This window comes from Shewanella sp. SM29 (genome assembly GCF_025654245.1).
Taxonomy (GTDB): domain Bacteria; phylum Pseudomonadota; class Gammaproteobacteria; order Enterobacterales; family Shewanellaceae; genus Shewanella; species Shewanella oncorhynchi.
Genome location: NZ_JAKKRN010000037.1, coordinates 13938 through 35923 on the forward strand (window position 1 = coordinate 13938; position 21986 = coordinate 35923).

A 21986-nucleotide genomic window follows, 5' to 3' on the forward strand; every position below is an offset into this window, starting at 1 on the left:
AACAGGCTTCACCACCGATTTAATTAACACATTCATAACATTGAATTTTGTACCAACCAGTTATGTGCTTTTTCTTCGCCCATGAGTAAAACGAACGTCGGTTGGAGATAGTGTCCAAGATCAGCTTTTCGCCAAAATAGATATTCAGGAAGGGGTTGCAATACACTCGCGCCAAAAGTGCGTTGCATTAAGCTCGAATACTCACCTAATAATCTCGGCTCTAATTGCTCGGCTTTAGGGTAAAAATTCGTTAAAAAGTCCCGATATTCGGCAAATTTAGCCACTTGAGCAACATCGTATCGATGCAACACTTGTATCAACATTGGCGAACTCCAATGCGACAAGTATTGCGGGCTTGTTAATGCATCAAGATTGCGTCTGTGGTATTGCTGCCACGCCAAGGCAAAATCATTTTTCTCCCGTGCGATACGCCAAACCAAATAAATGTCAGCTAGCCATTCATGTTGATATGCACTCAAGTGAGTCGGTAACACAGAGCCTTGCAGAGCAAGGTTCTCCAAATGACCGAGCTCATGCCATAGGGTTAATTGCGGCTGTTCAAGCAAAGGTAATTGGTAGGTCACCATATCGACACTGGCTAACTGTACTTGCGGTGTCCGCTGCTCATTCACTAAGACTAGGCCCGCAATCTTATTGTCATCGACGGGTATGACCATGGCACTTCTGCGGCCTAAATCAAGCCTAAATTGTTCGAGTGTTGCAGGAAGCTGCGCCAACACTTGCTCTGGCAATAATGCCAAGCAAGTGCCAAGCTCTGGTAAAGGGCAAATCAAAGCCTGCTTATCGGCAATGGGCGTCCAAGTCAGGCTAGATGCGAATGCCAGAGCGACTAAGCTCACTGATTCGCCATGATATTTTGTATAATCGCTGTCGTTGATATGCCATCCTCAAAGCCCAGCACTTGCACTTGGCCACCTGCGGCAATCACTTCAGCGCCACCCGCGATATCTTCAAGCTTATAGTCGCCGCCTTTAACCAGTAGATTTGGCAGCAATCGAGTAATGATGCGCTGCGGCGTATCTTCACTAAAAGGCACAACCCAATCGACAGAAGCTAAGCCAGCGAGCACAGCCATACGACGATCAACCTGATTAACTGGACGGCCTTCACCCTTGAGGCGTTTAACCGAGGCATCATCATTTACCGCGACGATCAAACGATCGCCCAAAGCTTTCGCCTGTTTAAGATAGCTCACGTGGCCCGCATGTAAAATATCAAAGCAACCATTAGTCATCACCACACGTTCACCGCGTAGTTTGGCTTGCTCTAAGGCGTAGGCCAGTTGATCTTCACTCACCACCCCAAAACCCGATTCTCCATGGTGCAAAGCTAGGGCTTCAATAAGCTCAATGCGGCTCACGGTAGAAGTGCCAAGTTTACCTACCACAACGCCAGCGGCGGTGTTCGCAATTGCGCAAGCCTGCGGTAAATCGGCGCCCGCGGCTAATGAGGTTGCTAAGGCTGAAATCACAGTATCGCCAGCACCCGTCACATCATAGACTTCACGGGCAACGGTAGGAATGTGCAACTCAGGCGCATTAGCGGTCACTAAGGTCATGCCCTTTTCAGAGCGGGTGACTAAAATGGCATCAAAATGATGTTGCTTGAGTAAGCCACGGGCTTTTTCCAGCAGGTCGGCTTCAGAGGTCACAGTGCCAACAACTGCTTCAAACTCGCTCATATTTGGGGTAATTAGCGACGCGCCATGATAACGACCAAAGTCACTGCCCTTAGGATCGACTAATACCATCACACCTTTCGAACGCGCTAATGCAATAAAATCTCGCGGCTGATCGATAGCGCCCTTTGCATAGTCGGACAACACCACAACATCGACAGAATCGAGTAAGGCCTCGGATTGTTTCAATAAACGCACGCTATCGGCCTTGTCGAAGGCTTCTTCGAAATCGAGGCGGATAAGCTGCTGATTTCGTGATAACACCCGCAACTTAGTGATGGTTGGTTTATCAGCAATACTTAACCATTGGGGTTCAACCCCTAAAGTTTGCACACCGAGCGTTAGGGCATGGGCAGTATCATCTTGGCCGACGAGCCCGGCAAGTTGGACTTGCCCTCCTAAGGTCGCGATATTGAGCGCCACGTTGGCCGCGCCGCCGGGTCTGTCTTCGACTTGATTAATCTTCACCACAGGTACGGGGGCTTCAGGGGAGATACGTCCCGTAGGGCCAACCCAATAGCGGTCTAACATCACATCGCCGACGACTAACACTCTGGCTTTTTCAAATGCTGGCAGAGAAACCTTCATAGTGCTCTTATCTTTATGCAGAAATTAAACCGTGATTGTACCTAATTTTCAGCAAAAATTGAGTTAGAATGAGCAGTAATTTTCAAAAGTAGTGAGTATTTTTGTGGTCGAGAAAGCCGAGTTTTCATCTTCTTTATATCATCCTAAGCATTGGCCCATGTGGTTTGGCGTATTTTTGATGCGTTTAACTCAACTTCTACCGCTTCCTTGGCAGATGACGCTGGGTAAGGGATTGGGTCGCTTAGTGATGAAATTCGCAGCTGGCCGCACCCACACAGCGCGCCGTAACTTGACCCTCTGTTTCCCTGAAATGACGGAAGCACAGCGAGAAGATTTACTCACGCGTAACTTTGAAGAAACGGGCAAAGCCATTTTCGATACCATCAATGCATGGTGGTGGCCCGATGAAAAAGTGCAGCAGCACATGAGTATCAAAGGCGAAGAACACGTACAAGACACGTTAAATGCTGGCCACGGAGTTATCCTCTTTGCCGTGCATTGTTTACCGCTGGAAATGGGCGCACGTATCTTCGGCCAATTCCAACCCGGCGTGGGGGTTTATCGCCCACACAATAATCCTGTGATGGAATACCTGCAGGTCAAAGGCCGTTTACGCTCGAATAAAGGTCTTGTTTCTAAACGCGACTTGCGCCAAATGATACGCTGCCTACGCAATCCCGATGTGATTTGGTACACGGCCGATCAAGACTTTGGCCGTTCCAGTGCGGTATTTATCCCATTTTATGCCATGCCAGATGCGGCAACGATTACCGGTGCCACCACGTTAGCTAAACTCGGCAAAGCCAAAGTCCTACCTTTTTTTGTGGAACGTACTACAGATGATAAAGGCTATCGAATTGAAGTGATGCCACCGCTGGATAATTTCCCCGGCGAAGATGAATTAGCCGATGCCATTCGCGGTAACAAGATTATCGAATCCATCATAGATAAAAACCGCGCCCAATATATGTGGTTGCATCGCCGCTTTAAAACCCGTCCCGACCCAACAGACAAATCTTTATATCAGTAACTCATCCAGTTTTTGAATACAAAAATGCCAGCAAATAAGCTGGCATTTTTATAGTAACTTTCGATAGTAAGGGCCATCTAGCACATAAGATTAGAGCGCATTCTCAGTCGGTAAACGAATACCTACGTTAGTGACTTTGCCTTCATATAACCCCGCCACCACCCAATGCAAAGACTGCCAGTGGAATTGATCCCCAAGTACAGGATTGGCGCCAAGCTGAGATACCACAAGGTCTGCGACTGTCATATCATCAGCGAGATTATCTAAACTCAAACCATAAATAGGCGCGAGATCCGCAAGCTTAACGTCTGTTTCAATAAAGAAATCACCGAAGAATCGTTGTACTTCTTTATTTTCTGGCGCTTGGCTAAAGAGGTTACTCAAGGCTTCTAAACTTTTCTCCTGACCCAGCACACAGAGTATATCGCCCGCTTCGAGGCGAGTGCTACCCGATGGATGCAGTAAAGTGTCATCCCTAAATACCGCCGCAATCCGTGTCCCATCTGGCATAGCTAAGCGCTTTAGCGGCTCACCAATACACCACTTACTTTCACTCAAACGATAGACAAACACTTCCCATTCGCTGCTCGGGTAAATTTCAACTCCCGAGCGCGAAACGGGTAACGGCTTTGGGGGCAGTTCCACCTTAGCTAAACGCGCTGCTGTGGTCAAAGATGCACCTTGAACCAGCAACGACACTAATACAACGAAGAAGGCTAAGTTGAAGTACAACTGAGCACCCGGTAAGCCCGCCATCATAGGGAATACTGCTAAGATGATAGGCACAGCGCCGCGTAACCCCACCCAAGAAATAAACCAGCGGTCGCGACTGCTAAAGCTCTTAAATGGCAATAGACTGATCCATACGGCGACAGGGCGAGCAAATAAAATCATTCCGAATGCCAGAGCAAAACCTGGGATCATGATATCGACTAAATCTGAAGGGGTAAGCAATAACCCTAATACGAGGAACATGCCGATTTGACTGACCCAAGTCATACCATCCAGTACGTTCAAAATCGCATGACGGCCACGGGTTGGCTTATTGCCGAGGAACAGACCCACTAAGTAAATCGACAGAATACCACTACCACCCAGTTTGTTGGACGCAGCATAAATAATCAGACCACCGCTTAAAACTAAAATAGAGTACAGACCATCAGCTAACTTGCTTAAATTGACGAGCTTCCACAGCATCCAGCCGCCGCCTAAACCTAAACAGATCCCCAGACCAAATTGCTTAATAAAGCTAATAAGCATAAAGCTGAAGGACAACTCACTGTCGACATTGGCAAGAATGGCAATCAAGGTTACGGTTAAGAATACCGCCATGGGATCGTTACTGCCGGACTCAATTTCTAAGGTCGCACCAACCCGCTCGTTAAGGCTACGCCCTTTAAGCAGGGAAAATACCGCAGCGGCATCGGTCGAGCCCACAATCGCGCCCACCAGCAAACCTTGCAACCAATGCAAGTCGAACAACCATGCGGCCATCATGCCGGTGATACTGGTCGTAATGGCAACGCCAAAGGTCGCCAACGATAATGCAGGCCATAGCGCCACCCTAAAACTAGCAACGCGGGTGCGCATACCGCCATCGAGTAAAATAATCGCTAAGGCTAAGTTACTGACTAAATAGGAAGTTGAATAATCATCAAACTGGATTCCACCAAGTCCATCTTCGCCAGCCAAAATACCCACAGCGAGGAAAATCAATAAAATAGGGATGCCCAAACGGGAAGACATAGGACTCAGTAAAACACTCACTGCTGTAAGCAAGGCGCCAATCAGAAAAAAACTATTGATGGAATCTGCATCCACAAACGCCTCCTTAATACAGGTTGTTTAGTTAAACGATAGACAAATCACCGAGGTTAAAAATGACTCAACTCACAATTTTATGATTTTATATTAGCACAAAAATATCGAATTATTGGAGCGTTAAATATTAAATTTCAATCATCTACATAAAAAATGTCATAAAAACAACTTTCTATTAACCTTTAGATAAAGGCTAACGTAAAACCTAAAGGATAGCAGAACATCTCCACACGACTTAATAAGAATTAAAAGAAATAAATATCAAATAGTTAAAAATAACAAACTGAACGTAAACTCAAATCATTCAAGCAAAACTCAGCTCACAAACCTGTATAAACTAACGGTATCATGACCAATTTAGTGTCAGATAAAATAATGTCGTGTAAAGGGTGAATATTTGAACATTATCCTTAAGCTAATTGTTTTAACTCCATTTATTTGCCAATGAGATGATTTAAACTCACTTTATCCGATGAGCAATAGCCTTGTGAGAAAAGGACCACACACTGTTTTCCAAAACAAATCAATTCAGTTCCAGTAACGCCATACATGCTCGCCATTCAAACAGACACGTTTTAGATTGGTTAACACTGCAAATATTTTTCATCAAGCAGGAAGACATACACAAGACAATTGAGTACAGCAGGTTTTAACGACAAGACTAAATACTGACAATTGACGCCGCCAAGGAAAACCGTTAAAACAAAAAATTAAGCGATAAATACGCCGTACTGATCATATTTCAGTTGAAATAATGTCCAAAATAAGGAAGGATGCGAGCTTCGCGCGCCAGTGCATTTTGCTCGTCAAATTGCCGCTCTCGTTTTAAGAGAGAAAGCTGCGTTAAACACGCTTTTTTATTAACAGGAATCGTAGTATCCGCTTATGAGTATGCTTCGCACCACAGCTTTATTATTGACTTTGGTTTTCCCTAGTCTGTCCGCTTTAGCAACGGAATATCCTTTACCAGCCGCCCAAAGCAGGCTAATTGGCGAGAACCAGTATTATACGGTTCCAGAGGGTAAACACACTCTCGAAGATATCGCAGCCAAATACCAGCTTGGTCTCAGTAACCTACTCGAAGCTAACCCAGGTGTGGATCCATTTCTGCCAAAACCAGGTAGCCAACTGATCATTCCATTGCAATTGATCCTGCCAAACGCTCCCCGTGAAGGCATAGTGATCAACGTGGCTGAAATGCGTTTATATTACTATCCAAAAGGCAAAAAGACTGTTGAAGTGTTGCCTATTGGTATTGGCCAAATTGGTAAAGACACACCAGAAAACTGGGTGACCACTGTACAACGCAAGCGTGCGAATCCAACTTGGACACCCACACCGCGCATTCGTAAAGAATATGCTGCTAAAGGTGAAATCCTGCCTGCGGTATGGCCAGCCGGTCCAGATAACCCTATGGGACTGTATGCGCTGTATATCGGCAACTTGTATGCGATTCACGGTACTAACGCGAGTTTCGGTATTGGTTTGCGTGTCAGTCAAGGTTGTGTGCGTTTACGCCATGAAGATATCGAGCATCTATTCAAGACTGTACCAGTGGGAACCCGAGTACAATTTGTGAACCAGCCGATTAAAGCAACCGAAGAGCCAGACGGTAAACGCTACTTAGCCGTGCATCAACCATTGTCTCGCACTGTGGCGGAGTTTGAATCAAATGAGCCCGTTGCGATATCACTGCCAAAAGAGATCGCTAAGTTTATCGCTAAAGCTGACACTGATTCTTCTGTGATCAAGAAGCTACTCGATGAACGTACTGGTGTGCCAATGCGAATTAATCAATAATTCACTGGCGAATATCACCTAAAAAAATACCCGCAATCTGCGGGTATTTTTTTGTCATGTCAGGCTATTCACTAACGTAATAGACTAAAATATCAATCACATAAAGGTGCACACAGGGCCAAGAAGTGAGTCATAGCGGCACTGTTTGCTAATACGCGTTGATCGAAGTTTTGCAACGCAGGCGTTTCAGTACAAGCACCGACACGAGCACCACTTCGTACTAAACAAGCTTCAAAAGACGTATCAAAATGATTGAAGATCAAACCATCCTTAACAGGACACCCATCAATCTCACCGTCTACCGCAATCGGGAAATAACCACCTAAAGTATCGCGTAGATCGAGACTAAAACGTCCTGGCACTTGGCTTGGCTCAAAAGAATACACATAGGCTTCACGACTCAAGACATCTTCATGGCAAGTTAAAATACCGTCTCGACTCGCAGCAAGCAGTAACTGTGCGTGCTCTAACAATAGCTTACCTTCAACCGATGTATGTTCATTCGCTTTAGGTTTACCGTTCTCAAATACAAAACCACGATTTGGGTTTTCGCCGTATTTATTAAATCTATGACCACGACTGAATCCAGTAGGATTGACGAGAGGCAATAAACTCAAGTTCACCCGTTCAAATAGGTCTGCTGAAGCTTCACTCAAAAAATGCAACAAACCCCATGGGCCTGCAGATTCTTCGCCATGAAATCCTGTGCTGATCAATAAAGAAGGTAAGCCTGACTTAGCGGCCGGTGACTGATACAAGCTAACATCGTATTTACCCACTTCACCCAATGTTTTCTCAACCATGCCCAAACGGGTCATTTCCTGCTCAAGCAGCAGATAGAAATTATCAATATCAGTGCTTTCACAGTTAAAAATATCGCTTTTCCACTGAAAGGATTCGAACGGAGATCTGCTTACCATATCTTGTACTTATGCCAGAAAAAGAACTGTGCCATCATAGCAGTTCTTTTCAAAAACTGAATGCTATTCAACTGATTTCGATGAAATCCGAGCAGTCGTCGACAGTGGTGCAATCTGTATCGATACCTGCGAATGTATCAATTGCCTGTCGTTAATGGTATCCAGCTTGAGTAAGACATTTGACAAATTAAAAAATAAGCTCGGCAGGACGCACTTATGAAAACTCAAATCACCTTTTTTATCGCCCTTTCGGCCAGTGTTTTCAGTCATACGCTACAGGCCCAATGTCGCGCCGAGCAAGATGCACAAGCCTTATATGCGCTCGAAGCGAATATAGAGACCTATACGCTACAAAATGGCCTGACAGTGCGATTACTGCCCATGGCAGATAAACAAACAGTCACAGTCGCCAGCCAATTTAATTTGGGCGCCCGCAATGAAACCCAAGGTCAGAGTGGTTATGCCCATCTGTTTGAGCACATGTTGTTTAAAGGGAGTGAAAATGCCCCCGGCGATACCTATGCTCAGCAGTTCAGTGCTTTAGGTGCACGTTTTAATGCCAGCACGCATTTTGACTACACCAACTACTATGTGACGCTGCCAAACCAAGCATTAGAACTGGGCTTATATCTTGAAGCCGATCGCTTTATCCGCCCTAGCCTTAACGCCACTACGGTTAAAAATCAGCAGGAAACCGTACTGCAGGAAATGGCACAAACCATAGATAATCAGCCCTATATCCGCAGCGCGATGGCGTTTTTACTCGAGCAAGTAAAAGGCACTCCCTACGGTCACGGTATTATTGGCAGTCGCGAAGATATCTTGCAAGCCACACCAGAAAACCTAACAGCCTTTCACCGTGCTTATTATCGTCCCGATGCGATGCAGCTTTCCCTTGTCGGCAAACTAAGCCCACAAACCCGACAATGGATTGAGCAAAATTTTGCGGCTTGGTCTAGGCCAACGATTGCTGAACCTGAATTTTCTGAGTTAACAATCCAGCCTAAACAAGTACATGCTGAGTTAGTTGATGAGCGCGGACCTTGGCCCGGATTACTGCTCGCTTGGCATACCGTAGGTAAAGATCACCCCGATGCTGCGGCAATTCGGCTGCTAGAAGGCTATTTATTTCAAAACACCGCCAGTGCACTCGCTAAACTCAGTCTGCATAATCCCGAACAAATGCTCAGCTACTCCCTGCCCTTTGAGTTAGAAAATCACGGCATAGCGAATATCGTCTTGGTTCCACGGGCACGGACCTCACTCGATGCCTTAGTGCAAAAAGTATTGGGACTTGTGGCACAAACGCAGCAAGATGCTCTGGATGAAGCAAGTCTTTGCACACTTAAACAAGTGTGGTTAAACAATCAATTACAACAACTGGATGACACACAGGCCTTAGCCATCAAGCTTTCCGCAACGTCGCCTCAAGATAAAGACCATCCCTTTACCGCGCAGTGGCAACGGATCAACGCAGTCACGGCCGACGATATCCAAAGCGTCGCAAAACGGTATTTCAACCAAGATTATGTCCGAGTCGACCTACTGCCACCTTGGTATATTCGCTGGGGTAAAACGCTACTGGAATGGCTGCCTAACGATATGAGTGACAGTTTAGAGGATGCGGTATTATGACGACTCAGACAATGTCAAAGCAGCTACAAGGCTTAATGTTCTGCGCTGTGGCTTTATCACTAAACGCCTGCCAGCAGACGCAAATCGTCTTCACGCCGAGCGAACCGCCGAGTTTGGCCCATTTTGAAACGCCAAACTCTTTAGCCCATTCTTTGCCTAGCTCTTTGAACAATCATTTACCCAAAAGCAGCGTCATTATCCCCGTAACGGATGAAATTTTTACCGATGAAGTCCATACCGAATTGGATTTACCCTATCAGTTACATCGCCTTGCCTCACTTCAAATTAATAGCAGTGTGAGCAACAGGGTCAGTTTAGCGGCAGTGAGCCCGCAAGTTCCCTTCAATAATCCTGATATTTTACAGATTACCTTTCAAGAAAAGGCCCGCGCACTTGCCATTAGCCGCGCAGATCCCTGTCTTGAGACTTTCAATATGCGTGTCAGCTTGCACAGCATTAATTTAAGCCTCACTTGCCCCGACGATGTTAACCATATCTACGGCTTACTACTGCAATTTTGGCAGCCAGATGCCTTTGTTGATGCGACAACCGCCCCCGTCGATGTCGACAATATTCGCCGTCAACTCAAGCTCAATAAACACTTAAACGCCTTTAGTGGCGCCGAGATAGATAAAGTGTGGCGCGATAAACTGCTCGGCCCAGAACATCCCTACAATAGAGTGATCAATAATAATGCATTGTTCGATTCACTCAGCCTAAGGCAACTACAACAAATCCAACAGCAGGCGGTAACACAAGCACAGTGGCATCTTTTTCTACCCAACTCTTTGGCAAATAACGCTAAATTTGACCTTCAAGCTAGCCTTAAACTGTGGCCATTATTGCCTAATTCAGTGCCGAAAGCGGATAAACCAGAGACAGTAAAGCCTCAGCAAATCAAGCGGATTTACCTTATTGATGCGCCGGGCAGCGTGCAAACCCAAGTCCGCCTAGGTTATGCCATAGATCATGTCCTAAGTGATGCATCAACTCAGCAGCAACTGAACCCACAGGAAGTCGCCTTAAGCTGTCGCAGTTTATCCGCACTCATGGGCCGCAGTTTTTCGGGCAGACTCTACTATGATTTACGGGAAAAACGCGGCCTCACCTATGGCATTTATGGCCAGTGCGCCAATGCACCGCTGTCCAGCAGTATCAAGTTTTATGGCAGTACAGCCATAGAAAATACGGGCGCGTTTGTGGTGGGCATACTCGATCACCTAACACTCGTTAAGACGCAAGGTGCTAGCCAAGGTGAAATCGATGCACTTAAAACCTATTTGATCGGTGAAGATTTGCTCAGCCAAGACAACAGCATTCAACGTGAAAACCAATATATCCACCAAGTTGCGACAGGATTAACTCAAATTGAAGTTCAGCAGCTAAATGCAGGATTACAGGCTCTAACACCCGAAAGGCTACAACAGTTAGCAAACGCGGCTTTTAGTGGTAATCCATTGATTATTTTGCGGGGCGATGTTGATCGAATTCTTCCTGACTTAAAAACCAAGCTACCAGAGTGGCAGTTTGAAAGGGTCAAGGTTGGCCTAACTGACAACTAAAGCCAAATAATCCTTCTAAAAGATTCAAATGCGCGATCGACAGATTAGAGCTTATTGGTCGCACTGTCGCTGGCTGGCGGTGCGCCATTATCACCCAGCGTCATCTGTTCATGGCCTTGTTCCATTTGTTGTAAATCTTCCATCGCCGAATCCTGCTGCATGATCTGCGGATCAGGATCATCTGCCGGTAATACCGCCATATTGTCAGCATTCGCGCTATTTAGCGTAGCAGGTTGATCAGGAGCCATACCATTTACTGCCTTAAGCCCCTCGATTGCCGGAGACGCCTCAGTTTTCAGCGGGCTGTTACTAAGATTCGGTAACCACTCACGCAATTGCTCGGGCCCAAAACTAAAACCTAACGCTATGACGACAGTTGCCACTGCAACATACAGCCAAGGGCGAATCGCCAGATGATCACCTCTTAGCAAAGTGCTTTCACTGGCATATAAATGCGCATCCGAGCGTTGAGCTATTGGCGCGAGTGCTTGTAGCATGTCCGGCAAGGCATCGAGTTCAGGACCTTTAATGCGCTGACCAATAAACTGCCCACCTTCGTAAATCTCCATCTGATGACTGGCGACTTCACCGTCAACCACACCAGAACTGTTAATAATCAACTTATTACAACAGACTCTTCCGCGAAATACGCCACAAACACGTAGCTCATTACAACTGACTTCACCAGAGATTTCGCCGCCAAGTTCGATCTTAATTTGTCCTGCTGATCTAACCTTGCCCTGCAATTTACCCGCAATGAATGCCGCGCTCTCTAACTGAATGTCGCCCTCAATCAAGGTTTGTGCACTGATAACCGTAATGCCATTGCCCTTACTCGCCATAGGATTCATTCCATATCATTATTTTTGTGACAAAGATGTTATGGTAAAAGTCCTCGAGAATAAAGCACTGGTTTCGCTTAGTATTTGACCTAAGCTCCAGAGCGGGACTTAAGTCACGCCAGCGACTATGTTACCCTGCGCATCTTGCCATATGGCTCCCGAGTACCTGAATATGAGTAACAGGATGCCTCAAAAAGGTGAGTGTTGATATCGCACTAAAACAAAGCTAAAGAACACACTAGCAGCAAACACCGAAAACAAACCGCCAACGAGACCCCGACATGGCACATTCAAACTCCGCTAGCTCGCAATCGATAACCCCAATCGTGACACCACTTGAAGCGTATCGCGCCAAGGTGTGCATAGATCTCATTGACGATCCCGCGCAGCAACAGGCGGTGTTGGCGCTCGATGTACTATTTAAGCAGTTGATGCTACAGCCACATTCAGCACACTTTCCCCTTATCAACAAACAAGCAATCAAAGGTCTGTATCTGTGGGGCGATGTGGGGAGGGGCAAAACGTTTCTGATGGATTTGTTTTTCGATTGTTTGCCGAGTGAAGGTAAGTTAAGACTGCATTTTCACCGATTTATGGCGCGGATTCACCAAGCATTACGCGAGCATTCGGGTAAACGAGATCCGTTAACTCTCATAGCTAAAAATCTCGCAAAAGAGTGCAAGGTGCTGTGTTTCGATGAGTTTTTTGTCTCGGATATTGGCGATGCCATGATACTCGCAGGGCTCTTTGAATGCCTATTCAAACAAGGTGTGGTGCTGGTCGCCACCTCAAATATTCCTATTGAGCGCTTATATGAGAACGGCCTAGCTAGGCACAGATTTTTACCTTGCATCCAACTGCTGCAAACACACACTCAAATGCTGCATCTCAATGGCAACCAAGACCATAGGATGCACGCCATCAATGCTTCATTAAACAACGAGATTGACATTGATAGCGCTGAAGTTAACGCCTCGATTTCCCGCAATATCGGCATTACCGGAACACTCGATTTTGAGCAGATTTTTGACAAGCTAGTGAATAGGTTAACGCCAAATACACCCAATATGAGCGCTATTGGCATTAGTGATAGCAGAATGAGTAATACTAGCCTCACCATCTGCAACCGTGAAATTCCAGTGATCCGCGCCGCTATAGCACCAACAGGCAACTCAGTCGCTTGGTTCGATTTTTATGCCCTATGTGACGGCCCGAGATCCCAACTCGATTACATCGAAATCGCCAGTCGATTTAAGATCTTAATGGTAAGCGGCGTTCCCAAATTAGGTGGCGAAGTGAAAAGCTGGATCCGTGCCCGCGGCACAGAAGACGGTACAGGTGATAACCAAGCCGCAGCCACGGGCGAGCGCAAACTCTCCTATGCGGCCAACGACGACCCAGCACGGCGCTTTATTAGCTTGATTGATGAGTTATACGATCAAAATGTCAGCTTATATCTCAGCTGCGACGTGCCACTGAATGAACTCTATCAAGGTGGCGCACTCAGTTTTGAATTCCGCCGCACCTACAGTCGATTAATAGAAATGAGTCGAAGTGAATGGCCGTAAAACATTAGCGATTTATCGCTCTGTTGAGTTAGACCAAAACCCTAATATTGATAAGCAAGAAGTTAGCCATCACGATAAAAATTCGAGGAACAATTAGTGACAAGATAATTCATGCATTCAGAATATAACAAGTCAAATACGCTATTTGCAGATACAAGCCTAGAAAGATGAATAAGTACCTAAATTGAAAATCTGCAATCATAGACAAACTAGTACAGAAAAAACATTATAATAATTAAAAATCAAATACATAAAGTAGAAAATCCATCTGCCATAATCGATTCAATCCACACAACTAAATGACTCATTACGTTCAATTTGCTTCTAGCTGTTGCTAACCTTGAGTTTTAAGGTACGGTGTAACTTAGTTTCAATTGTTCTAATTTACAGCCTATAGGTTTAAATCGATCAAATTTACAACCTGCAACATAAAAGCTCAAAAATATAATCTATAGTTTATGCAATCAACTAAAGACTCATGATTCTGACTAAGCGCCATGACACTTAACTTAGTTCGAAATATTCGCTAGAAAATATTAAGAACAGCCTTAAACGGAACTCTTTTAAATACAGGGACGATTAACTTATGTGGTTACGACAATTTAAGATTGGCTCACGATTAATTGCTGCGTTTGGATTACTTGCTCTTGTGTTGCTACTTCAAGGAATCATGTCATTACAGACGATGTCATCCATGCGATCCACTGCAGAAGAAATTGAAGATAATACCCTACCTACGCTGGTCAGTCTGTCGAGCATCAACCTCAATGTGATGCGCGCTAGGGTGTTTACATTTCGCCTGTTATTAGCAAATTCGGCAGCAGAACTTAACAAAGGACTCGATACATTAAGGCAAATCCGCCAGAGTATTAAAACGGATCAAAAAAACTATGAGCCTTTAATTAGCCTGCCAGGTGAGCAGGAGCTTTATCAAGAATTTAGTGGCAGCCTTGATCTATATTTAAAGCATCAAGATGAGATGATCAGCAAGCTACAGGCGAATGATGCAGCCGAAGCTAAACGGATCATGGATGATGTCATGATAGTGCAAGCCGAAAAATGACAAAGACGCTCATTAGCATTGGCAGCTTGAATACTGAATATGCAAAGGAACAAGGTCAAATAACTGCACAAGCCTACGACGAGAGTAAATGGCTAAACAGCATTATGATAGTGGGCTCCTTAATCGCTGCATTTGTAGTGGCAATATTTTTAACTCGCAGTATCGTGCAGCCAATGAAGGAAGCTGTAGGCATTTCAGTAGCAGTCGCAAGGGGGGATTTAACGCAGAAAATCAGCACAGAGGGTAAAGATGAAACCAGTCAACTGATGCAATCATTAGCTGAAATGCAGCAAAACCTGCGCGACACTTTATCCCATATAGCAAACTCCTCTAGCCAGCTCGCCTCCGCCGCCGAAGAACTCAATTCAGTCACTGAAGATGCTTCCCGCGGCATACAGCAACAAAATGATGAAATACAGCAAGCGGCAACTGCGATTACCGAAATGAGTTCGGCAGTAGATGAAGTTGCCAATACGGCGGTGCTCGCTTCAGAAGCCTTTGAAGAAACCGCCCGCAGTACCGAATTAGGTAAAAAACAGGTAGATCAGACTGTCGCAGCTATTATCGACATGAATCAGGATGTAACGCAAAGTTCACAGGTTGTTCAAACCTTAGCGATTCAAGCGAGGGATATAGGTAAAGTTCTCGATGTGATCCGCGCCATTGCTGAGCAAACAAATTTACTGGCCTTAAACGCAGCCATTGAAGCGGCGCGAGCGGGCGATACAGGCCGTGGTTTTGCGGTTGTTGCTGATGAAGTTCGTGCCCTAGCCCATCGCACTCAGTCCTCGACCCGTGAAATTGAAGACATGATTAACAAAATCCAGCACGGCACCGAAACGGCTGTGCAATCGATGCAGCACAGCGGCCAAAAGGCTGAACAGGCACTCTCAGTCGCAAGATTGGCAGGGGATGCATTAAACACGATTAATCGCCAAATCAGTACGATGAATAACAGCAACATGGTCATTGCAAGCGCCGCCGAAGAGCAAGCGAAAGTCGCACGTGAGGTCGATAAAAACATTGTGAATATTAGTGATCTTGCCAGCCAAAGTGCTGCGGGGGCACAGCAAACCAGTGCCTCAGCACATGAGCTCTCAAGACTCGCCGTTGAACTGAACAATCTACTGACGCGATTTAAAGTCTAGAGTATCACTTTATAATGGAATAAGAGGGTAATGGCACAAGATGTGTTAAACCGTTACCCTCAATGCATAACGCTATGATCTAGTTTAATAAAGCATTCCATAATACAAGCAAGACTCAAGAGTGCTAGGACCGAGTTTGCGGTGCATGATTAAAGTGCATAGCCAGTTCACTGATATCAGTGGCAACCCATTCTGGCTCGATACACTCGACCAAATGCGCCGCCATAAAGTCCACCAGTTGCATGGCGGCATAGGGCAAACGGCGATCTTTACGGCCAACTAGATACCAGTTACTTTCGAGCGGAAACCCCGTAACAGTTAGAATTGCAGGTTTTTCGCGCCCTTCTTGCAAGGTATGCGCCGAAATCACCGACAAACCTAAGCCCGACGCGACGCTCAAGCGTATCGCCTCATTACTCTCGATTTGCATAGTGTCACCGAGCGTGATGCCTTGGCCGCTGCACCAAGACTCGAACATTAAGCGGGTGGCTGACCCCGGTTCGCGAACGATAAAACGCTCATTTTTAAGCTCGTTAAAATTCACTTGTTCACGACCCACAGCCCAATGCTCCTTTGGTGCAATCAGTTGCAGCGGATTTTTGATGATGCGTGCAGATAACACGTTATCGCCACTTGGAGGATGACTGAACAGGTATAAATCATCTTCTTGACGTTCAAATCTGCCTAATACATGGGCACGGTTACCAATATTTAAGGTCACTTTAACCTGTGGAAACTGCCGATAAAATGCCCCTAAAATCCGTGGTAACACGTATTTTGCGGTAGTGACAATACCGATATTAATGTGACCGACACTGCCACCTTTAGCCTGCTGCATAAAAGCATCGAAATCCTCAAAACGACTCAAGGTATCGCAGGCTGCGCGGTACAACTCATTACCAATCAAGGTCGGTAACATGCGGCCATCACGACTCTCGAGTAATGGCTCGCCCAACACATCGGCCAGTTTTTTAAGCTGTAATGACACTGTGGGTTGAGTTAAATGCAATGCCCTCGCCGCTGCGGAAATATTACCTAACCGCACCACTTGCACATACACCTGCAGTAACCGAAAACTCAAATGCCGCAATTTAAGCTGAGTCGATGACGAACGCTTATCCATAGACAATTATCTATACCTAGGTGGTAAACAATTTATTTTTCAATATAACCAATTAGGTCCAAAATCACCAGCCATCAGGATCACCCGACAAACAAGCGCGTTTTGCACCGCTTAAAAGTCAAACTTAATGAGATACCAATGCCCGATATTGTCATTGCCTTTTTCGCCTTAGGCCTGTTAGCTGGCCTAGTGAAATCAGATCTTAAAGTCCCACCCGCGATCTACGAAACCCTATCCATACTGTTAATGCTTACCTTAGGTTTAAAGGGCGGAATGGCGCTCCACGGTCACACTCAAAACTTAGTGATCACTGAGCTATTAGCGGTTGTTGCCTTAGGTTTGATTATCCCCTTGGCCTTATACCCTGTACTAACCCAGCTGGTTCGCATTGGCCATACCGATGCCATTAGTATTGCCGCCCATTACGGCTCCGTCAGTGCGGGAACATTTGCGGTGGTGATGGCTATGGTTGAAAAATCTGGGCTGATCTTAAGGCCAGAAACGACCCTGTATCTCGTGCTGCTGGAACTACCTGCTATTGTCGTAATGCTCTGGTTACACAGATACTTAAGTGCCAAAAAAGCAATTGAAACATCACCCAAAAATGAAAATCAATCAAGCGTGTTGCACGAAGCCTTAACCAGCCGCGGCGTTGTCTTACTCCTTGGCGGTGTGGTGATAGGTTGGCTTTATGGCCCAACGGGACTTGCGCCGCTTACACCTGTGCTACTAGGCGGGTTCAAAACTTTACTGGCATTATTTTTACTGGAAATGGGCTTAGTAACGGCCAAAGTGTGTTTGCCGCTACCACTTAAACAGTGGCGCTTATTAGTGTTTGCCGCCGTAGCGCCCTTTGTATTGGCTTGGTGTGGTATTGGTGTAGGTGTTTGGCTGGACTTACCTTCAGGCAGCATTTTAGTGTTAGCGGCATTAAGTGCCAGCGCATCTTATATCGCAGCGCCAGCTGCCATTCGTGCCGCAATCCCCGAAGCCAATATAGGGCTGGCTATGCTAGCCTCACTCGGGATCACATTTCCGGTTAACGTGCTAATTGGCTTACCCTTATATCAACATTGGGTAACGCTCATTACAGCTTAGTACTTCTTCGCCGAATAAAGTCCAATGAAAAGGGAGACATTATTGCCACCTTTTCATTGGCATAAGCGTAAACAATTTAAGATGCATCACTATGATGTGTAGCTTTATTCTGATACATAGCTTTATCGGCGGAATCTAACAGATCCTCTAAGCTCATATCTGAATCCGGTGTCCAATGGGCGATACCTATGCTGGTCGCCAATCTATGTTGCTTAGGATGCTGTTGATTATATTGCTCCAGTAACTGCTTAAAACGCTCGATAACCCGATTGACTGTATCGCTATGCACAAAACTTAGCAGCACCACAAACTCATCGCCGCCAAGCCTTGCGATCACATCCGACTCCCTAAAAGCGGTCATTAAGATATGGGCAAAATCATATAACACCTGATCGCCCTTTAGGTGACCAAAGCTGTCATTCACTTCCTTAAAAAAGTCGAGATCGAAGAAAACTAAGGCCGCCTCAGATTCGGTACGTCGACAACTCGCCATTGACTGATGGGCCAGTAATTCAAAACCACGTCGATTCGAAATAGCCGTCAAGGGATCTAAGGTATTTTGCGCGATAGAGAGTAATTCAGCCTCTACCATTTGTCCTAAATCCGTTAAGGTTTCAATGTCTTCAGCCGTAAAATCCCGCGGTTCAGTACCGATTAAACACAAAGTACCCACCCGATATTGCTCGTGAATGGTGAGAGGATAGCCGGCGTAAAAGCGAATGTGCGGCTGCTCAGTCACCAGAGGATTGTCACTAAAGCGGGGATCTTTGAGGGCGTCGTTCACGATGAAAATGCCGTCATGATTGATCGCATGTCCACAAAATGAAATTTCCCGAGGTGTTTCAGTCACCTCCAATCCTTGGCGTGATTTAAACCATTGCCGTTCGGCATCCACTAAGGTCACAACACAGATGGGCAAGGAGAAAATTCTGCGCGTAAGCCGAGTAATACGATCGAAACGTTCCTCGGCATCGGTATCGAGCACATTAAGTGCGCGTAATGTGGCCAAGCGTTGCAGCTCGTTTTCAGGAATTGTAGGTAATTGCATGGCACTCTCAGCTAACTGCTCTCATTAAACTCTAGCCTAAATGGTGTATTCTTGCGGTGTTAAGGCTGAAATTCGTATCAGCCTTAATCCCCTTAAAGACTGCACTATTCAAGCACAGCACGATAAATGTTTAACACCCGCTCAGCATGCTCTTCTACCTCTGACACTGGTAGCTGCCCCGCCTTTTGTTGCAGAGTAAGTCGATGATTTTCATCCCGTAGTAAGCAATAGGTCTGAGTTAAATGCTGGGCACTCATCATTGGCAAAAGTTCAAGCTCAGCTAACACACCAAAAATCCGTACATTGTCGGACCAAATCGTTAGCTCTGGATACTCGTGGGCATTAGCCAGCACTAAGTACTGGGCAATAAACTCAATATCGGCAATCCCGCCTGGACTCTGCTTTAAATCAAACATGCCATCACTGACTTTAAGCAAGTGATCGCGCATCTTCTGACGCATCTCACGTACCGCTTTTTGCAGCTCAGCTTTATCACGGGGCTTTTCCAATACTGAAGCGCGAATATGGCTGAATTTAACCGCTAAGCTATTGTCACCAAAAACAAAACGCGAGCGAACTAAAGCTTGATGCTCCCAAGTCCACGCCTCATTAGCTTGGTATTCGCCAAAACGCTCAATCTCACTGACCATCAAACCGGAGGCGCCTGATGGGCGCAGTCGCATATCCACTTCATACAACTCCCCCGAAGTGGTACGAGTCGAGAACAAATGTAGAATTCGCTGGGCGAGTTTGAGGTAAAAATGACCAACTTCAATCGGCCGTTCACCATTGGTCTGGCTGTTATCTGCTTTGTTTTCACACAGGAAGACTAAATCGAGATCGGAGCCGTAACCCAACTCTATCCCGCCGAGCTTGCCATAACCGACAACGGCAAAGCCTGTGTCACTACCCTCAAGGTGAGCGGGCACCCCATGGCGCACTGAAACCTGTTGCCACGCCTGCATCACCACTTGTTCGATAATAGCTTCGGCTAAAAAAGTTAAGTGATCGCTCACTTGCATCACGGGTAAAACACCCGTGACATCGGCGGCGGCGATTTTAAGTTGTTGTGAAAGCTTAAATTGTCGCAGCGCTTCCATCTGCTGCTCCATATCATCCTCGGGCACGCGCATCATGTACTGACGCAGCTCGCTCGGATAATCGTCGATGGAGGTCGTGTCATAGAGCTGCGACGGATCGATAAGCTCATCGAGCAACATGGGAAATTTAGCCAACTGCGCGGCAATCCAAGGACTGGCGCAACACAAGCTCACCAACTGCTGCCGCGCGCCGGGGTTTTCACACAAAAGCTCAAGGTAAGTGGTGCGAGTTAAAATCTGCTCCAGCACCTTAGACACGGGCTCAAAAGCTGACGATGGACTCTGTTGATTAATCAATTCTTCCAATAATCTTGGCATTAATTTATCTAAGGTTTCTCGCCCGCGTGGACCAATGGAACGCTTAGTCACTGTTTCGCGCCAACTGCTGAGCATAGGGCACAGCTTGTCATCATCAATTTGCTGTTCGGCCAACAACGCGATCCCATCATCAAGGTCTTGCATGTTCCACAGCTGCGTCGTCCAATGTTCAGCTTTTTCTTCGCCTTCTTCGCCGCCCACTGTGGCTTTAAAATGACGATGGATTTTGCTCATTGCCGCTTCAATATGAGTGCGTAAATCAATCTCATTGGCCATATCGAGTACATGGCACAATCGCGCCCAATCCAGTGGATTATTCGGTAAGGTTTGAGTTTGTTTATCGTCAATGGCTTGCAGCAGATTCTCAACCCGGCGCAGCAGTAAATAACTATGTTTAAGCTCATCCACCGCCAAATATTCAAACTGCCCTAAGCTGTAAAGCGTATCGATAGCACCGAATAAACTCTGCTGACGCAACGCAGGCTCACGGCCGCCACGGATCAATTGAAAACTTTGCACCACGAACTCGACCTCACGAATACCGCCTGCACCGAGTTTAATATTGTCGGTCAAATGACGGCGCCGCACTTCTTGCGCGATGAGTTGCTTCATTTTCCGCAGGGATTCAATTGCCGAAAAGTCGATATAACGGCGATACACAAAGGGTCTCAGGAGGCTGTGTAGTTCATCGGAGAAATGGTTCCAAGGCCCGAGCGCACGCGCCTTGACCATGGCATAACGCTCCCAGTCTCGTCCTTGTTCTTGGTAATAATCCTCAAGACCGCTAAAACTCACCACCAAGGGGCCACTTTCACCGTAGGGACGCAAACGCATATCCACGCGGAACACGAAACCATCGACAGTGACTTGATCGAGCAAGTTCACTAACCTTTGCCCCATGCGGATAAAGAATTGTTGATTGTCTAAACTGCGACGACCGCCGACGGTTTCGCCATGCTCAGGAAACGTGAAAATCAAATCGATATCGGAGGAGAAATTAAGCTCGCGGCCGCCTAACTTACCCATGCCTAAAATCAGTAGCGGTTGCGGATTCCCTTCTTTGTCCATAGGCGTGCCATATTGAGCGCACATATCTTTATAGAGCCAATCGCGGGCGCAGATCACTAACGCTTCGGCGAGCGCCGACAGATCAAGCAAGGATTCCTCTAAACTGGCATAGTCTAAAAAGTCACGCCAAGCTAAACGCACCATTTGATAGTTACGAAACCGTCGCAGGGTGGTTTTAGCCATCTCCTCAGTGGTCGTGCTAGCCAGTTCTTCATGTAAATCAACATCAAAGTTTTTACGATCAATCAGGCTTAACTCGCCCGCAAACAGCATAGCGATCCACTCGGGATGTCGGCATAGTTGAGCCGTCACATAATCACTGAGTCCCAAAACCGTTTTGAGTTCTTGCTGCTGAGCAGGCGTTAATTGCGCAAGTCCTTCGGACCATGCTTCCTCTAATCGCAGCCAATTGCGTTCAGCGGTTTGATTAATAAGAATAGACAATGACTTATTACTGTCTTTTTGCATGGTCATAATAATCCCTAACAAATTTAGCTATCGACATATTATGTCGTAAATGATATAGATTGACGCCACATCATGTTATGTTCGACG

General features: G+C 46.2%; 16 protein-coding genes. 8 read left to right on the forward strand and 8 right to left on the reverse strand.

All coding sequences use genetic code 11. From position 1 onward, the window contains the following. Positions 1–32: 32 nt before the first annotated feature. Both L5L77_RS19355 and hldE read right to left on the reverse strand, forming a co-directional pair. The gene (locus tag L5L77_RS19355) at positions 33–860 is read right to left on the reverse strand and encodes a hypothetical protein (protein ID WP_168822583.1); all 828 of its coding nucleotides are present in this window, start codon (positions 858–860) and stop codon (positions 33–35) included. Further along, positions 857–2287, reverse strand: coding sequence for a bifunctional D-glycero-beta-D-manno-heptose-7-phosphate kinase/D-glycero-beta-D-manno-heptose 1-phosphate adenylyltransferase HldE (gene hldE / locus L5L77_RS19360; RefSeq protein WP_028761811.1), 1431 nt, complete (start codon positions 2285–2287; stop codon positions 857–859). Before hldE ends, L5L77_RS19355 begins: the two co-directional genes overlap by 4 nt. 103 nt (positions 2288–2390) lie before the next feature. Here hldE and L5L77_RS19365 point away from each other — a divergent pair, with 103 nt between their 5' ends. After that, positions 2391–3317 carry an LpxL/LpxP family Kdo(2)-lipid IV(A) lauroyl/palmitoleoyl acyltransferase gene (locus tag L5L77_RS19365; RefSeq protein WP_168822581.1) on the forward strand — a complete coding sequence of 309 codons (927 nt, stop codon included), beginning with the start codon at positions 2391–2393 and terminating at the stop codon, positions 3315–3317. Between the two features lie 90 nt (positions 3318–3407). Here L5L77_RS19365 and L5L77_RS19370 read toward each other — a convergent pair whose 3' ends face one another. Next, positions 3408–5138, reverse strand: a complete 1731-nt coding sequence (locus L5L77_RS19370) for a potassium/proton antiporter (RefSeq protein ID WP_105251569.1) — start codon at positions 5136–5138, stop codon at positions 3408–3410. A gap of 885 nt (positions 5139–6023) precedes the next feature. Between L5L77_RS19370 and L5L77_RS19375 the strand changes: the two genes are divergently transcribed. Continuing rightward, positions 6024–6938 (forward strand): L,D-transpeptidase family protein, encoded by a 915-nt coding sequence (locus L5L77_RS19375; RefSeq protein ID WP_105251568.1) that lies wholly within the window; start codon positions 6024–6026, stop codon positions 6936–6938. A 92-nt stretch (positions 6939–7030) separates the two neighbouring features. On the opposite strand, the gene L5L77_RS19380 is transcribed toward L5L77_RS19375, so the two are convergent. Next, positions 7031–7858 carry a M14 family metallocarboxypeptidase gene (locus tag L5L77_RS19380; protein ID WP_105251567.1) on the reverse strand — a complete coding sequence of 276 codons (828 nt, stop codon included), beginning with the start codon at positions 7856–7858 and terminating at the stop codon, positions 7031–7033. A gap of 216 nt (positions 7859–8074) precedes the next feature. Between L5L77_RS19380 and L5L77_RS19385 the strand changes: the two genes are divergently transcribed. Continuing rightward, positions 8075–9493, forward strand: a complete 1419-nt coding sequence (locus L5L77_RS19385) for a M16 family metallopeptidase (protein WP_263185866.1) — start codon at positions 8075–8077, stop codon at positions 9491–9493. Then, on the forward strand, positions 9490–11055 hold the full coding sequence (locus tag L5L77_RS19390; RefSeq protein WP_263185865.1) for a M16 family metallopeptidase: 1566 nt from the start codon (positions 9490–9492) through the stop codon (positions 11053–11055). The genes L5L77_RS19385 and L5L77_RS19390 overlap by 4 nt, the downstream gene beginning before the upstream one ends. A 44-nt stretch (positions 11056–11099) precedes the next feature. Here L5L77_RS19390 and L5L77_RS19395 read toward each other — a convergent pair whose 3' ends face one another. After that, on the reverse strand, positions 11100–11897 hold the full coding sequence (locus L5L77_RS19395; protein WP_263185895.1) for a polymer-forming cytoskeletal protein: 798 nt from the start codon (positions 11895–11897) through the stop codon (positions 11100–11102). A 281-nt stretch (positions 11898–12178) separates the two neighbouring features. On the opposite strand from L5L77_RS19395, the gene zapE reads away from it, so the two are divergent. The 3 genes from zapE to L5L77_RS19410 all read left to right on the forward strand — a co-directional run bounded on the left by zapE (position 12179) and on the right by L5L77_RS19410 (position 15676). Then, a complete protein-coding gene (gene zapE, locus L5L77_RS19400; protein ID WP_263185864.1) occupies positions 12179–13465 on the forward strand; it encodes a cell division protein ZapE in 1287 nt (428 codons plus the stop codon). A gap of 586 nt (positions 13466–14051) precedes the next feature. Further along, complete coding sequence (locus L5L77_RS19405; protein ID WP_263185863.1) at positions 14052–14528, forward strand: MCP four helix bundle domain-containing protein; 477 nt, start codon at positions 14052–14054, stop codon at positions 14526–14528. Further along, positions 14525–15676 carry a methyl-accepting chemotaxis protein gene (locus L5L77_RS19410; protein ID WP_263192277.1) on the forward strand — a complete coding sequence of 384 codons (1152 nt, stop codon included), beginning with the start codon at positions 14525–14527 and terminating at the stop codon, positions 15674–15676. The genes L5L77_RS19405 and L5L77_RS19410 overlap by 4 nt, the downstream gene beginning before the upstream one ends. 124 nt (positions 15677–15800) lie before the next feature. Here the strand turns inward: L5L77_RS19410 and L5L77_RS19415 are convergent, their stop codons facing one another. After that, the gene (locus tag L5L77_RS19415; protein WP_173242949.1) at positions 15801–16799 is read right to left on the reverse strand and encodes a LysR family transcriptional regulator; all 999 of its coding nucleotides are present in this window, start codon (positions 16797–16799) and stop codon (positions 15801–15803) included. A gap of 138 nt (positions 16800–16937) precedes the next feature. Here L5L77_RS19415 and L5L77_RS19420 point away from each other — a divergent pair, with 138 nt between their 5' ends. Next, a complete protein-coding gene (locus L5L77_RS19420) occupies positions 16938–17897 on the forward strand; it encodes a sodium-dependent bicarbonate transport family permease (RefSeq protein WP_263192276.1) in 960 nt (319 codons plus the stop codon). A 76-nt stretch (positions 17898–17973) separates the two neighbouring features. Here the strand turns inward: L5L77_RS19420 and L5L77_RS19425 are convergent, their stop codons facing one another. Together L5L77_RS19425 and glnE are read right to left on the reverse strand one after the other, a co-directional pair. After that, positions 17974–18945 carry a sensor domain-containing diguanylate cyclase gene (locus tag L5L77_RS19425; protein ID WP_263223347.1) on the reverse strand — a complete coding sequence of 324 codons (972 nt, stop codon included), beginning with the start codon at positions 18943–18945 and terminating at the stop codon, positions 17974–17976. A gap of 104 nt (positions 18946–19049) precedes the next feature. Continuing rightward, a complete protein-coding gene (glnE, locus tag L5L77_RS19430; RefSeq protein ID WP_263192272.1) occupies positions 19050–21905 on the reverse strand; it encodes a bifunctional [glutamate--ammonia ligase]-adenylyl-L-tyrosine phosphorylase/[glutamate--ammonia-ligase] adenylyltransferase in 2856 nt (951 codons plus the stop codon). Positions 21906–21986: the final 81 nt, after the last annotated feature.